Genomic DNA, 13,666 nt, shown 5'->3' on the forward strand with positions numbered 1-13,666 from the left:
ATGGGCATCGCCAGCCTATCCGATCTCGCGCAGGCGAAGCGCATCGTCATCAAGGTCGGTTCGGCCCTGCTGATCGAACGCGGGCAGGCGCGGGCCGAATGGCTGGCCACTCTGGTCGAAGAGATTGCCGGGCTGGCGAAGAACGGCACGCAGGTTATCGTGGTGTCATCGGGCGCAATTGCGCTGGGTGCGGCAAAGCTGGCCCTGCCCAAGGGCGGACGCGCCAGCCTTGCCGATGCGCAGGCGGCGGCATCCGTGGGCCAGGTCGAACTGGCGCGGCTATGGTCCGAAAGGCTGGCCGATCACGGGCTGACAGCAGCGCAGATGCTGGTCACGCTGGATGATCTGGAAGATCGCCGCCGCTATCTCAATGCCTCCGCCACGCTCGAACGGCTGATCGAGGCCGGGGCGATCCCCGTCATCAACGAGAACGACAGCGTGGCGACGGAGGAAATCCGCTTCGGTGACAATGACCGCCTGTCCGCCCGCGTAGCGCAGGCCGCGCAGGCACAGGCCGTGCTGCTCTTGTCCGATGTCGACGGGCTGTACGATCGCGACCCTGCCGATCCCGAAGCCAGCTTCATCCCCACGGTCGAAGGTGTGACTCCTGAAGTCATCGCCATGGCCACCGGCGATTCAGTATCTGGCATGGGTTCTGGCGGCATGCTGGCAAAGCTGCAGGCCGCCCGCATTGCGGAGCGGGCCGGAATTGCGCTCGCGATCATCAATGGCACGCACAACGCCCCGATCAACAAGGCGCTATTCGCCGGTCGCGGCACGATCTTCCTGCCGCAGGGCGATGAAAGCGCGCGCAAGGCTTGGCTCTCTGGCCGTCTTGCCCCCGCAGGCGTGCTGACAGTCGATGCCGGTTGTACCGAAGCTTTGGCGAAAGGCGCCAGCCTGCTGGCCGCAGGGCTGACCGAAATCGAAGGGGATTTCCGGCGCGGCGATCTGGTGGCGATCTTCGGGGCCAAGGGTGAGCGTCTGGGACAGGGTCTGGTCGAATATACTGCTGCCGAATGCCAATCGATCCTCGGCCTGCGCGAGGAAGAACAGGCGGCAAAGCTCGGCTATTCACCGCGCGCGGCTGTGGTTCACCGCGATCACATGGTGAAGGCATGATCGTTGCGCTGACCGGGGCGACCGGCTTCGTCGGTCAGGCGGTGCTCGATGCGGCTGCGCGGCAGGGTATTGCCGTTCGCGCACTAACCCGGCGGCCGCAGGAAGATCGCGACGGCGTGTTCTGGATTGCTGGCAGCCTAGATGATCCCGCCTCGCTCGAAAAGCTGTGCGATGGCGCGGACAGCTTGGTGCATGTGGCGGGCCTGACCAATACGCCCGATCCGCGTGAGTTCGAACAAGCCAATGTCGTCGGCACGCGCAATCTGCTCGATGCGGCGCGCAAGGCGGGCGTGTCGCGCTTCGTCTTCACCTCCTCGCTCTCGGCGCGTGAGCCGTCGCTGTCACAATACGGCGCCTCCAAGGCGAGCGCCGAAGGCTATGTCGAAACCTCGGGCATGGATTTTACCATCGTGCGGCCCCCGGCCGTCTATGGCCCGCGCGATATCGACATGTTCGAACTTTTCCGCACTGCCAAATACGGCGTCGTGCCGGTGCCGCCCGAAGGCCATACCTCGATCATCCATGTCGACGATCTGGCCGAATGCCTGCTGGCTCTGGCCCCCGCAGGTATCGCGTCCGGCGCCACGCTGGAACCCGATGACGGGCGGCAGGGCGGCTATGAACATGGTGAACTGGCGCGGCTGATCGGCCAGGCGATGGGCCGCCGCGTCTTTGCCCCGCATCTCCCCGGTGCGGTCCTTGGCCTCGCCGCCCGCGCCGATCAATTGCTGCGGCGGGACAAGGCCAAGCTCACGCCCGATCGCGTGGGCTATATGGTCCATCCCGACTGGGTGGCCCGCCCTGCCCGCCGCGTCCCGGAAAATGTCTGGACCCCGCGGCTCGACGGCCCGGCCGGGCTTGGCGCCACGGCGCGCTGGTACGAACGCGAAGGCTGGCTCTAGCCTTTTAGAGGAAGGGTTCTTCGCCCGGTTTGTGAATGCCGCATTCCACCTTGTCCCAGCCGGCCCAGCGTCCGGCGCGCGGGTCTTCACCCTCGCCCACCGGCCTTGTGCAGGGCGAACAGCCGATAGAGGGAAAACCGCGTTCCACCAGCGGATGACGGGGCAGGTCGTGTTCTTCGAAATAGGCGGCGATACGGTCCGCATCCCAATCGATCAGCGGGTTGATCTTCAACCGGCCCTGCTCGTCCGACGTGTCGATCTCTATTCGCGGCAAATTGGCGCGGGTCGATGACTGGAACGCCTTGCGACCGGTCAGGCTGGCATCATAGGTCGCCAGCGCCTTGGCCAGCGGACGCACCTTGCGCAATTCGCAGCAGCCATCGGGATCGTAGGACCAGCGCAGCCCGGTCTCATCGCGCGTCTTCAGATCGTCGAGATCGGGATACAGATTGACGAGGTTGAGGCCGAAGCGGTCCGCCAGCTCGTCCCGATAGGCCAGCGTTTCGGGAAAATGCTTGCCGGTGTCGAGGAACAGCACGGGCACGCTCGGATCGATCCGCGAAACCAGATGCAGCAGCGCGGCACTTTCGGCGCCGAAGCTGGACACGATCGCCGCATCGCCGGCCAGCCCGTCCCGCAGGACCGCGCTCAGCCACTCTTCGGTCTCGCTGCCGCAGAACATGCGATTCAGGCGAATCGCATCATGCTCCGAAAAGCGGGGGGCCGTGTCGAGCCGGTCGATGGCGCGCAGCTGGTTCACGCGTGCCTCTTGCTCCAGATCGTCGTGCGACCGTCGGCAGCCTTCTGGTACACTTCGGGCCAGCGATCGAGCGCGGCTTTCAGATCGCCTTCGTCGAGCGCGCTGTCCGGCTCGAACGCATCGAAGCCGCAGCGGCGCATATAGGCCACCTGGTCCACCAGCACATCGCCCACGGCGCGCAGCTCGCCATCATACCCGGCTTCGCGCAGGATCTGGGCAGAGGAATAGCCGCGGCCATCGCCGAATGCGGGGAAGTTCACCTCCACCAGCGAAAGCCGTTCCAGATGAGGGATAAGCTCGCGCGCATCGTCGCCCGGTTCGATCCGGACGGCGGAAGCGTTGGACTGGTCGAGGAAAGCATCCACGGTCACCGCGCCGTGATCGACCGGCTGATCGTCACGATAGCGGATGAGGCGGTCGGTTTCGGAAGACAGGTCAGCCATAGAGCGCCTCCTTGAAAGGGTTCATGCCGATGCGGCGATAGGTATCGAGGAAGCGCTCTCCGTCCTGGCGTTCGCGTAGATAGACATCGGCGGCGGTTTCCACCGCGTCGACAATGCCCGCCTCGTCGAAGCCGGGGCCGGTGATTTTGGCCAGGCTGACATCTTCGGCCTCGCTCCCGCCGAGAAGGAGCTGGTAATTCTCCACCCCTTTGCGGTCGACGCCCAGGATGCCGATGTGGCCGGCGTGATGATGCCCGCAGGCATTGATGCAACCGGAGATTTTCAGCTTCAGCTGGCCCAGCGCCTCGGTCTTGCCGTTGGCGGCGAAGCGCTCGGATATCTGCTGCGCCACCGGGATCGACCGCGCATTGGCCAGGCTGCAATAATCGAGCCCCGGGCAGGCGATGATATCTTCCACCGTATCGAGATTGGGGCTGCCCAGCCCGGCTCCGTCCAGCGCGGTCCACAGCGCATGGAGATCGGCCTTGCGGACATGCGGCAGGACGATGTTTTGCGTGTGCATCACGCGCAGCTCGTCGAAACTGTAATCCTTCGCCAGGTCGGCCATCAGGCGCATCTGCTCCGACGTGGCATCGCCGGGGATGCCGCCGACGGGCTTCAGGCTGATGACGGCCGACACATAACCGGGTGCCTTATGCGCCACAGTGTTGCGATCGACCCACAGTGCGAAGTCCGGATCGGTGCGATCGATCGTTTCGCTCGCATCTTCCTCGAACAGGGGGTCCTCGAAGAACGTCCGGATGCGTTCCAACTCTTCGACCACCCGATCAAGAGGGTGTTCGGCCAGTTTTCCGTACACTTTTTCAACCGCCTCGGCATAGGCCTCGGCGCCCATTTCATGGACCAGGATCTTGATGCGGGCCTTGTACTTATTGTCGCGCCGGCCTTGTAGATTGTACACGCGCAGACAGGCTTCGGTGTATGTAACCAGCTGATCCAGCGGGACAAATTCCTTGATGCAGGGCGCCACCATCGGGGTGCGTCCCATGCCGCCGCCGACATAGAACTTGGCGCCTAGCTCGCCATCGCGCTCCACGATCTGGATCCCGATGTCATGCAGCCGCATCGCCGCCCGATCGCTGTCGCTGGCAATCACCGCAATCTTGAACTTGCGCGGCAAGTAACTGAATTCAGGGTGGAAACTCGACCACTGACGAAGCAATTCGGCATAGGGCCGCGGGTCGACAACCTCGTCCGCGGCAGCGCCAGCGAAGTGATCCGAACTGATATTGCGGATGCAATTCCCGCTGGTCTGGATCGCATGCATCTCGACCTTCGCCAGATCGGCCAGGATATCCGCCGCATCCTCCAGCTTGATCCAGTTGTACTGGATGTTCTGCCGCGTGGTGAAATGCCCATACCCGCGATCATACTTGTCCGCGATATCCGCCAACGCATGCATCTGCCGGCTGTTGAGCGTGCCATAAGGTATCGCAACCCGCAGCATATAAGCGTGCAGCTGGAGATAGAGCCCGTTCATCAGCCGCAGCGGCTTGAACTGGTCTTCGGTCAGCTTTCCGTCGAGGCGGCGTTGCGCCTGGTCGCGGAATTCCTCCACGCGGGCATCGACCATCGTCTGGTCATATTGGTCGTAAAGATACATCAGATAACCCAGTTGCCGATATCGGGATCGGCCGGTTTGAGGGTGAGGTCCTGCCGCACGGTAGGCCCGAGAGCGCGGACGCGGTCCTTGATATGCGCAGGGCGCGGGCTGCCCTCGTGCAATTCGGCATCGATGGCATAGGGCACGTTAACGCGGCGAGCGGCTTCCTCGCGGCTTGCGATTTCGTCTTCCTTGCCGGTGACATCGACGGCATCTTCTACATGCAACGACCAGTCGCTGCCCGTCCACCAGGTGACGAAGCCGGTCTTCAAATCATTTCCGGTGAGTATTCTCATATCGCCGCCTCCTGCGCGAGAGCCGCCAGCGCATCGTCACGTGCAGTCACTTCGCCAATTACGATAAGTGAAGGGCTGATCACATTTTCGCGCTCCACCAGATCGGGCAAGCCGGCCAACGACGCCCTCAGGACGCGCATAGTTGGCCGTGCACCATTTTCGATGACCGCAACTGGCATTTCGGGCGAAAGGCCATCGGCCATGAGCTTTTCGGCGATCAAAGGCGCAGTCTTCACGCCCATGTAGATCACCAGCGTGCGGCCCTTTCCGGCCAGCCCCGCCCAATCCTGATCCGCCAGCCCCTTGCATTGCCCGGCCACGAAGCTGACGATCGACGAAGCATCGCGGTGCGTAAGCGCGATCTGCGCCGCCGCTGCCGCACCATTGGCCGCACTGATACCGGGTACGATCTCTACCGATACGCCCGCGGCACGTGCAGCTTCCGCCTCTTCACCGCCGCGTCCGAAGACGAAGGGATCGCCGCCCTTCAGACGCAAGACATCCTGCCCGCTTCTTGCAATGGAGATCAGCAATTGATTGACCTCTTCCTGCGGCATCGTGTGCTTCGAACGTCGCTTCGCGACCGAAATCAGTTCCGCACCACGCGGTGCAAGATCAAGAATCGACCGATCGACGAGGCCGTCGTGGACGATGACACGAGCGCTCTCGATCAGCCGCGCTGCGCGCACGGTGAGAAGGTCGGTATCGCCCGGTCCTGCGCCGACGAGATAGATGGTTCCAGCTTTTGCCATGACTGGAAGATGTGCGAGCGAGCGGAACTTCGCCAATCAGAATGCGTGTGCCCCAAGGTAGCGGAGATTTTGAAATCCCCGCTGTAGATGCTCCAACCTAATCTTTTGCAGGCAATTCACCATTACGCGCGGCGAACCACCGATCCAGCTGATCGCTGGAGCGGATGTGGATGTCGCGCTGTGGGAATGGGATCTCCACCCCATTCTCCTTGAAAAGCCACCACAGTTTCTTCAGCACGGCACTCCGAACATTGCCCACACCATCTTCAGGGTCTTGGATCCAGCAGTGGATGATGAAATTGACTGAATTGTCTCCATATTCGCTCATCCAGACCGTGGGCGGAGGAGCCTTCAGTATTCGGTCGCAATTGGCTGCGGCTTCGAGCATCAGCTTTTCGGCCAGATTCATGTCGGCTTCGTAACTTACCCCCACCGGCACCTGCATCCGCACGTTCTTGCTGGAATAGGACCAGTTCTCCACCTGATTGATCATCAGATTTTCGTTCGGAATGAGATATTCGCGCTGGTCACGGGTCGTAACGGATACGGCGCGGACACCGATCTTGCGGATCTGGCCGAAAGTTTCGTTACCAGCCATGTCCGCCACTGCAATGACATCGCCTGGCTTGATCGACTTGTCCATCAACAAGATGATCCCGGCGATCAGATTACCGAAGGTTTTCTGAAGGCCGAAACCGATCGCAAGGCCGAATGCGCCAGAGAACACTGCCAGCGCGGTAAGATCGATACCGAGCAAATCGATGCCGAGGAAAAATGCGGCCGCCCACACGACGATGGTGAGTATCTTTTCGGCCAGCAGTTGCTGCGTTTCGTCCAGCTTGGTGAAACGGCGTACCCCGCGACGTGCAAGCTTGCTGAAGAACCAGGCAAAGAACAGCACACCAGCCACGATCGCAGCGACTAGCAGCACGTCGAGCAGAGAGATCCGCATGTCGCCCATGCTGAGTGCCACCGCATCGAGACCATCCAAGACGGAACCGACCGTTTCATTCTGACTGCCGACCGCTTCCTTGAACCCCTCGGCGGCGGCGACACCGCCTTGATCCGGCGCATTTTCGGCCAGGCTCCAGGCTTGCTCTACCGGAGCTGCGTCTTGGGTAGGAGTGGCAGTGGGGGGTGTATCGCCTTGCACGTAAGTCCCGTATCTATCCCTGATTCATGACCGCGAAGGCCTGCTCCAGATCGGCGATCAGATCGTCCGTATCTTCGAGCCCGATGGATAAGCGTATACCGCAGCGATCCTCAACCCCCCAGCCCTCTTTAGGCCAAGACATCTTCTTGCGGATCGGTTCAACGTCGAAGGGAAGCGCAAGGCTTTCGAAGCCGCCCCAACTGTAGCCTATGCCGAACAGATCCAATGCGTCGATCAGGCGGCAGCGAGCCGCATCGTCCCGCCCACGCAGGACAAAGCTGAAAAGGCCGCACCCTCCAGTGAAGTCACGCTGCCACAGATCGTAGCCCGGCGCGTCGGGGAGCATCGGGCACAACACATGCGCCACTTCGTCGCGCCCGCTCAGCCAGCGTGCAATTGCAAGCGCGCTTTCGCTTTCCTGTTTCAACCGTACGCCCATCGTCCGTAGCCCACGCAGAGCGAGTGCGGCATCGTCAGGCGATACAACATGCCCGAGTTGCTGCGCAGTCTGACGCAAGCGGCGGTGCCATTTTTCGCCTGCGCTGGCAGCACCCATCATCACGTCGGAGTGGCCTCCGACGTGCTTGGTCAATGCCGTGATCGAGATATCGCAGCCGTGCTCCAACGCGGCAAACCCTATCGAGGTTGCCCATGTGTTGTCGATCAACGTTACGGCGCTCTTTTCGCGAGCCACTTGTGCAAGCGCCGGAACATCGCAGATTTCCATTGTCAGGCTGCCCGGATTTTCGAGCATGACGGCCTTGGTCTTTTCGCAGAAGGCAGTGGCGTAGGTGTCTAAATCGAGCGGGTCGAAAAAGCGATGCTCTACTCCGTAGCGCTTTAGCAATCCCATTGCCGTGTTGCGGGTTGGATCATAGGCATTGTCCTGCACCAGAAGTACATCGCCCGCGCGCAAAACTGCCATAAGCGCTCCAACGAGCGCAGCCAGTCCGCTTGGATAGAGCACGGTTCCATCGGCGCCCGGCTCAAGCTCCGTCAGCGCCTCAGCCAAGGCCCATTGCGTGGGCGCGCCCCGCCTTCCGTAGAAGAAGTGGCCATCCGCATTGCTTTTGACGCCTTCACGCAGAGCACCGCAGTCGGAGTAGAGATGCGTACTGGCACGCCAGACAGGGGGGTTGACGACATGCTCTCCGAAGGCGCCGGAACGCCCGCCGGTAACCAGCTTGGTACCCTTACCTATCGCATCGCCCTTATGAGAACTCATTTATGCTCCGGTCATCCTGCGGTTCAGACGCAATTGGCTGTGGCCGTATTCAGCAAGAGAGGTGGCAAGTCTCACTCACCGCTTTCCTTTGGCAATTCGGGATCGCTGCCCCATTCCATCCAGCTGCCGTCATAGAGCTCAACGTCCTCCTTGCCCGTCAATTCCAATCCGAACAGCAAGACCGCTGCGGTCATACCACTGTTACAAGTGGTAACCACTGGCCGCTCAAGATCAACACCAGCGCGCTCGAATTCGGTACGAATGGCATTCCGGTCCTTGTAGGTACCATCGTCATTCAGCAGGCGAACGAAGGGTACATTGCGTGCACCCGGGATATGCCCTTCCGATCCGCTACCTTCCTCGCCTTCGAACCGAGCCGTATCGCGCGCATCGACCACCTGCCACTGCGCGTCCTCAAGGTTCTCGCGGATTTCCTCCTTGGTCCTGATCTCGCGCGTCGGCTCCGGTTCGGTACGGTGGCGCGGCGCGTTTTCTACATGACGTTGGGATAATTCACGGCCTTCAGCCCGCCATTTAGCCAGACCGCCATCTAGAACCGCAAGATTGTCTTCCCCGTACCTATCGAGGATAAACCAGGCACGCGCCGAACTGCGGATCGCGCTGTCATCGTAGAGAATTATCCGGCTTCCCGGTGCGATACCCAGATCACCCATGCGCTCGGCGAACTGTTCGGCGCTCGGCACGGCTTTGGGGACATCGGATTCTTCGTCCACGAAGCTCGCCAGATCGAGAAAGCGCGCACCCGGAATGTGCCCATCCTCGAATTCAGCGCGTGCATCACGGCCCGCATCGGGGAGATGCTGAGTGGCATCGAGGATCACGATGTCATCGGAACTCATCCGCGCGGCAAGCCATTCGGTAGAAACAAGTTTGTCCATGTCCGGCACGCTAGCGTGCGCTTTGAGGACTGTCGATGATGTCGGCCTTCCTTAGTCTAGGGCGCGAGCGGAAATCGGTTCGTAACTGCGAGGCCCTTCATCGATACGGAAGGGCATCACCCTTCCACCGCCGGGCACACCAAGACCTACTACAAAGGTTTTAACCAACGGCTCGGCGGTTGCCCTATCGACGCGCAGGCGCAGAAGGGGCACGAACAGCGCGGCGTTGTTCTGACGGATAGCGCGCACCTGCGAAAGCGGGATCGTTATCTGGCCTTCATACCGGACATTCTGGCCCGGCGCGATGCGGTCGAACTGGTGACGCTTCTCCAGCGGTTGGTTAGCGCTGGCAACCTGCTGCTCCATCGGCACGCCGCCATGCGCAGAAACCATATCAGCCCCGATCGTGACGTTCGACAGTGCTCGGGTAGCCTTGTTGATCAGCGATACGCGGTAGTGAAGCGTAGCGTTCATTACCGAACGCGTAAGTTTGATAGCATCTGTGCGGATATGGATATCGGTTACCGCGATGGGGCCGCCCGAACTAACCATAGGCCGCTCTATCATCGGTGGAGGCGCGCTCCGGCGCCGTCGCGAAAAGGCGTAGCCAAGGCCAAGCAGCGCCAGGACGCTTCCTCCCACGGCAGGCCAGATCCAGTTCGAATTTTCACTTCCGAGGTCGGGCTCCGACGCAGGAACGATCGGGTCGGCTTGGATCGGTGCAGGCGCTGCTGTCGTGTCAGCGGATGGAGGCTCAGCCTGGGATGCTGGCACGACCGGCCCGTTTTCAGCCGGATCAATCGGCGAGCGTTCTTGCGGTGTGGGCGAGGTGCGTGGCTGGTCCTGCGTGGCACGAGGCTGGCGATCAGCTGGTACAACTCGTGTCGGTGCAGGGCGCACCGACGGCGATGGGCTCGGAGCCGGCTGCTCGATTATAGGCTGAACCGGGGCTGTTTGCCGCGGTGTGGGGACTGGAGCGGGAGTGGGGGTCGGGGTGACGATGACCCGTGGGCGTACTGGCACCGCATCGCCCTCGGTATCGACGGGTCCTTGAACGCGCGGAGTCGGCGTAGGCGTCGGATTTGGCGGCAGCTGGAAATCCTGCACACTCTGCGCGAGCAGCGGAGACGGCGCAGCGAGTGTAAGCGCGATGAATGGAAGGTATTTGCGGGTAAACATGGGCGTGGTTGCCTGATTTGATCGGGCCGCTGAATAGGCACTGAAGCCCGCGCTTCCAAGCCCCGCCTTGCGCCAAACCGACATTCGCGGCAGATGCGCTGCATGAGCGACACAGTGACACCCAAATTTCTCGGAGAGAATAGCCCCCTTCCTGCGTCCCCCGAAGACGCGGAACTGGACTATGTTTCGAACCCACGAACCGGACAACTCTACATGGTGAGGTTCGCGGCGCCCGAATTCACTTCATTGTGCCCGGTCACTGGCCAACCTGATTTTGCACATCTCGTGCTCGATTACGCACCCGATGCGACCATAGTTGAATCGAAAAGCCTGAAGCTATTCCTTGGATCTTTCCGCAATCATTGCGGGTTCCATGAGGACGTGACGGTCGGGATCGGCCAACGCCTGTTCGAAGAAATGAAGCCGAAATGGCTGCGCATCGGTGGCTACTGGTATCCTCGAGGAGGCATACCAATCGACGTTTTCTGGCAGAGCGGTGCTGCTCCTGACGGCCTGTGGGTGCCTGATCAGGGTGTTTCGTCATATAGGGGTAGAGGGTGATGCAAGACAAAGATCAGTCGGACCGGGTGACCAAGCCAAACGAAGAGGCCCACTCTAACTCAACACCCGTAATTGAACGCCGCGAGTGGCGCCGTCGCCTCCCCAAATATGCACTCTGGCTTTCACTCGCCGTGCTTGCGTGGTTCGGGCTAGCGGTCTTCGGCCCGAAATTCGGACTGATTGATTGGCGTACGGGCCTGGGGTTCATGATCCGTGACGCTGGAATAATCTTGATTGCAATCGCCGCCCTGGTAGCGGCGGTCGCCTTTCTGCTGGCATTTTTCAAGACACCACGAGGACCTTGGTGGAAGGCTGCATTGGCGTTTGCCATCCCTGCCCTGCTTTTTGTTGGACTTCTGTCAATGAAGTCCCAGGCAGAGTCCGCCCCGCCGATCCACGATGTCGCAACCGATCTGCGGGACCCGCCGGCGTTTTCCGATCAGACCATGGCAATGCGTTCGCAGGCGGGCGCCAATCCGGTAAACGATTATGGCACCCCACTCGGCAGGATCGAGATGTGGGCAAATTCAGATGATAGTGCCCTGAAGGTCAAGAATCACGCCGACATCATTGCAGAAGAATATCCCGAACTGCGCCCGATCGTCCTTGGCCAAGCCAACGACGATGAAGCTCTGGACGCTATCGTCGCGGCGATGGGCGCAATCGGATTGCAGGATGTGCACCGGGTAGCAGGCAGCAACTCTGTCGAGGGCGTGGCCGAGACATTCGCTTTCGGGTTCAAGGACGACGTGGTGGCGCGTGTCGCAGATGGTCAGATAGACTTGCGATCGGTAAGCCGGGTGGGTGTGTCGGACCTTGGTTACAATGCCGCCCGAGTTAAGGAACTGCGTGAGGCGATCGAGGATCGATTGAAGAACTGAACCGCCTGGTGGAGCCGAGCGGGATCGAACCGCTGACCTCGTCATTGCGAACGACGCGCTCTCCCAACTGAGCTACGGCCCCGTTCCAGGTGTATGCGCAGAATTAGCTAACCCAGACGCCAATTTGAAGCATCTCTCAGCTGCGGATTTTCCAGCCCGAAGCAAGGATGCGGTAGACCACGAAGGCGAAGACCAGATTAAAGAGGCCCAGGCCGACAGCGCTATGAATGACGGCCTGATTGGTGTCGCCGATATCACTTTGCCCCAGGAAGCCGAAGCGGAAGCCGCTGATCACATAGAAGAATGGGTTGAAACGGCTGATCGTCTGAAAAAGCGGCGCCAGATTATCGATTACATAGAAAGTGCCCGAAAGGAGGCTCAGCGGCGCAATCACGAAGTTCGTCACTGCGGCATTGTGATCGAACTTTTCAGCCCAGATCGAAGCAAGAAGCCCCATAAGCGCCAACATTACCGCTCCCATCAGGCCGAACCAGACCACTGCCCAGGGATGGGCCGTCGCCAGGCTTACTCCAGGATAGAAAGCCATGGCGAGAGCCACTGCAAACCCGACAGCTACGGCTCGCGTAACTGCGGCAGCCACGATGCCCGTCATCAGTTCGCCGGTCGAAAGCGGCGGCATGAGCAAATCGATGATGGTCCCTTGAATCTTGCCGGAAAGGAGTGAAAAGCTGGAGTTGGCGAAGGCATTTTGCATCATGCCCATCACGATCAGCCCCGGTGCAACGAAAGTTGCGAAATTCACGCCGAGGATTTCCCGGTCCGAACGGCCCAATGCTACGGTAAAGATTACCAGAAAAAGCAGTGTCGTTACGGCTGGAGCCCAGATCGTCTGCGTCTGGACCTTGAGAAACCGGCGAACCTCCTTAATATAGAGGCTCCATAACCCCACGCGGTTGATCCCGGTGATCACCGGTTCTCCGCGTTTCGGGAAACTGCCCCTCCCCTTGCCCGTGATTTCGGTGAAAGAGGCATCCTCGCTGGACTGACCACGGTCGGGATTTACGGCGGGAGAGGGTTGGACTTGATCGGCCATGGCCCTGCGCCTAGGGCCAAGCACTTCCGCTGGCAAGACAGCCGTGGCGGAGACATGAAGGATACAGGATTCGCATGAGCTGGACCGACGAACGGATCGCGACGCTGAAAAAGATGTGGGAAGGCGGTTCAACTGCCAGCCAGATCGCCGAGGAATTGGGCGGTGTCAGCCGTAATGCCGTAATCGGCAAGGCGCATCGTCTTGGCCTCAAATCGCGCCCATCGCCGGTAAAAGCAGCGGAAAAGAAAAAACCAGCGCCCAAGCCCAAGCCAGCGGCGAAGCCCGCTGTAAAAAAGGCCGCACCTCGCCCTGCTGCGCCCCCCGCACCAACGCCTGCGCCAGCAGCTGCCCCCGCTCAACCGACCGCGCAGCCGGCACCAAGAGCGGATGCGGCAATCCCTTCTCAGCCGATGCCCAACAAGAATTCGGACCTTCCCAAGATCGTTTCCGTCGGTCCGGGCGGCTTCTTGCGTCAGGGTCCGGGCGATCAGCAGCCCCCTATCCCGCCGGCCCCGCCCAGGCGCCTCGTTCCGGCAAAGCCCGACCCTTCGATCGCAGACAAGACCAGCCTGCTTGATCTTTCCGACAAGGTCTGCCGCTGGCCGATGGGCCACCCGGGCGAGCCCGATTTCCATTTCTGCGGTGAAGCGGTAAACCCCGGCTTCCCCTATTGCGTCGAACATTGCGGCAGGGCGTATCAGGCACAGCTGCCTCGCGGTGCCCGCCGCCCCCCTCCGCCGCTGCCTTTCGGCGGACCGAGGGTTCGCTAGGAACATATTCGTGGGCCCGTCGGAGCAATTCCGGCGGGCCCTTTT

The 13,666-nt window shown here is 61.0% G+C and carries 15 protein-coding genes and 1 tRNA gene; 5 read left to right on the forward strand and 11 right to left on the reverse strand.

The window, feature by feature from the left end:
- Window positions 1-1,122: a glutamate 5-kinase gene (gene proB, locus ACYQ0G_RS12245; RefSeq protein WP_460103030.1), complete on the forward strand. Its 1,122-nt coding sequence runs from the start codon at window positions 1-3 to the stop codon at window positions 1,120-1,122.
- Window positions 1,119-2,024: an NAD-dependent epimerase/dehydratase family protein gene (locus tag ACYQ0G_RS12250; RefSeq protein WP_460103032.1), complete on the forward strand. Its 906-nt coding sequence runs from the start codon at window positions 1,119-1,121 to the stop codon at window positions 2,022-2,024. The genes proB and ACYQ0G_RS12250 overlap by 4 nt, the downstream gene beginning before the upstream one ends.
- Before the next feature lie 4 nt (window positions 2,025-2,028).
- Here the strand turns inward: ACYQ0G_RS12250 and ACYQ0G_RS12255 are convergent, their stop codons facing one another.
- The 9 genes from ACYQ0G_RS12255 to ACYQ0G_RS12295 all read right to left on the reverse strand — a co-directional run bounded on the left by ACYQ0G_RS12255 (window position 2,029) and on the right by ACYQ0G_RS12295 (window position 10,355).
- The gene (locus tag ACYQ0G_RS12255) at window positions 2,029-2,784 is read right to left on the reverse strand and encodes a phosphoadenylyl-sulfate reductase (RefSeq protein WP_460103034.1); all 756 of its coding nucleotides are present in this window, start codon (window positions 2,782-2,784) and stop codon (window positions 2,029-2,031) included.
- Window positions 2,781-3,227, reverse strand: a complete 447-nt coding sequence (locus ACYQ0G_RS12260; RefSeq protein ID WP_460103036.1) for a DUF934 domain-containing protein — start codon at window positions 3,225-3,227, stop codon at window positions 2,781-2,783. Before ACYQ0G_RS12260 ends, ACYQ0G_RS12255 begins: the two co-directional genes overlap by 4 nt.
- Window positions 3,220-4,851, reverse strand: a complete 1,632-nt coding sequence (locus ACYQ0G_RS12265; protein ID WP_460103039.1) for a nitrite/sulfite reductase — start codon at window positions 4,849-4,851, stop codon at window positions 3,220-3,222. The genes ACYQ0G_RS12260 and ACYQ0G_RS12265 overlap by 8 nt, the downstream gene beginning before the upstream one ends.
- Window positions 4,851-5,147: a DUF2849 domain-containing protein gene (locus ACYQ0G_RS12270; protein ID WP_221542116.1), complete on the reverse strand. Its 297-nt coding sequence runs from the start codon at window positions 5,145-5,147 to the stop codon at window positions 4,851-4,853. Before ACYQ0G_RS12270 ends, ACYQ0G_RS12265 begins: the two co-directional genes overlap by 1 nt.
- Window positions 5,144-5,899, reverse strand: coding sequence for a uroporphyrinogen-III C-methyltransferase (gene cobA / locus ACYQ0G_RS12275; protein ID WP_460103365.1), 756 nt, complete (start codon window positions 5,897-5,899; stop codon window positions 5,144-5,146). Before cobA ends, ACYQ0G_RS12270 begins: the two co-directional genes overlap by 4 nt.
- A gap of 97 nt (window positions 5,900-5,996) precedes the next feature.
- Complete coding sequence (locus tag ACYQ0G_RS12280; RefSeq protein ID WP_460103041.1) at window positions 5,997-7,052, reverse strand: mechanosensitive ion channel family protein; 1,056 nt, start codon at window positions 7,050-7,052, stop codon at window positions 5,997-5,999.
- Between the two features lie 13 nt (window positions 7,053-7,065).
- Window positions 7,066-8,277 (reverse strand): cystathionine beta-lyase, encoded by a 1,212-nt coding sequence (metC, locus tag ACYQ0G_RS12285; RefSeq protein WP_460103044.1) that lies wholly within the window; start codon window positions 8,275-8,277, stop codon window positions 7,066-7,068.
- A gap of 71 nt (window positions 8,278-8,348) precedes the next feature.
- Entirely contained in the window at window positions 8,349-9,176 is an 828-nt protein-coding gene (locus ACYQ0G_RS12290; protein WP_460103046.1) for a sulfurtransferase, read from the reverse strand.
- 51 nt (window positions 9,177-9,227) lie between these two features.
- Entirely contained in the window at window positions 9,228-10,355 is a 1,128-nt protein-coding gene (locus ACYQ0G_RS12295; protein WP_460103048.1) for a hypothetical protein, read from the reverse strand.
- A 102-nt stretch (window positions 10,356-10,457) separates the two neighbouring features.
- On the opposite strand from ACYQ0G_RS12295, the gene queF reads away from it, so the two are divergent.
- Window positions 10,458-10,916, forward strand: a complete 459-nt coding sequence (gene queF, locus ACYQ0G_RS12300; protein ID WP_460103050.1) for a preQ(1) synthase — start codon at window positions 10,458-10,460, stop codon at window positions 10,914-10,916.
- Window positions 10,916-11,797, forward strand: coding sequence for a DUF1499 domain-containing protein (locus ACYQ0G_RS12305; protein WP_460103051.1), 882 nt, complete (start codon window positions 10,916-10,918; stop codon window positions 11,795-11,797). Before queF ends, ACYQ0G_RS12305 begins: the two co-directional genes overlap by 1 nt.
- Before the next feature lie 6 nt (window positions 11,798-11,803).
- Here ACYQ0G_RS12305 and ACYQ0G_RS12310 read toward each other — a convergent pair.
- Together ACYQ0G_RS12310 and ACYQ0G_RS12315 are read right to left on the reverse strand one after the other, a co-directional pair.
- Window positions 11,804-11,879, reverse strand: a tRNA-Ala gene (locus ACYQ0G_RS12310).
- 54 nt (window positions 11,880-11,933) lie between these two features.
- Window positions 11,934-12,851, reverse strand: coding sequence for an ABC transporter permease (locus ACYQ0G_RS12315; protein ID WP_460103053.1), 918 nt, complete (start codon window positions 12,849-12,851; stop codon window positions 11,934-11,936).
- Window positions 12,852-12,925: 74 nt separating this feature from the next.
- On the opposite strand from ACYQ0G_RS12315, the gene ACYQ0G_RS12320 reads away from it, so the two are divergent.
- Window positions 12,926-13,621: a GcrA family cell cycle regulator gene (locus ACYQ0G_RS12320; protein ID WP_460103055.1), complete on the forward strand. Its 696-nt coding sequence runs from the start codon at window positions 12,926-12,928 to the stop codon at window positions 13,619-13,621.
- Window positions 13,622-13,666: the final 45 nt, after the last annotated feature.

Source organism: Qipengyuania triglochinis (genome assembly GCF_054655615.1).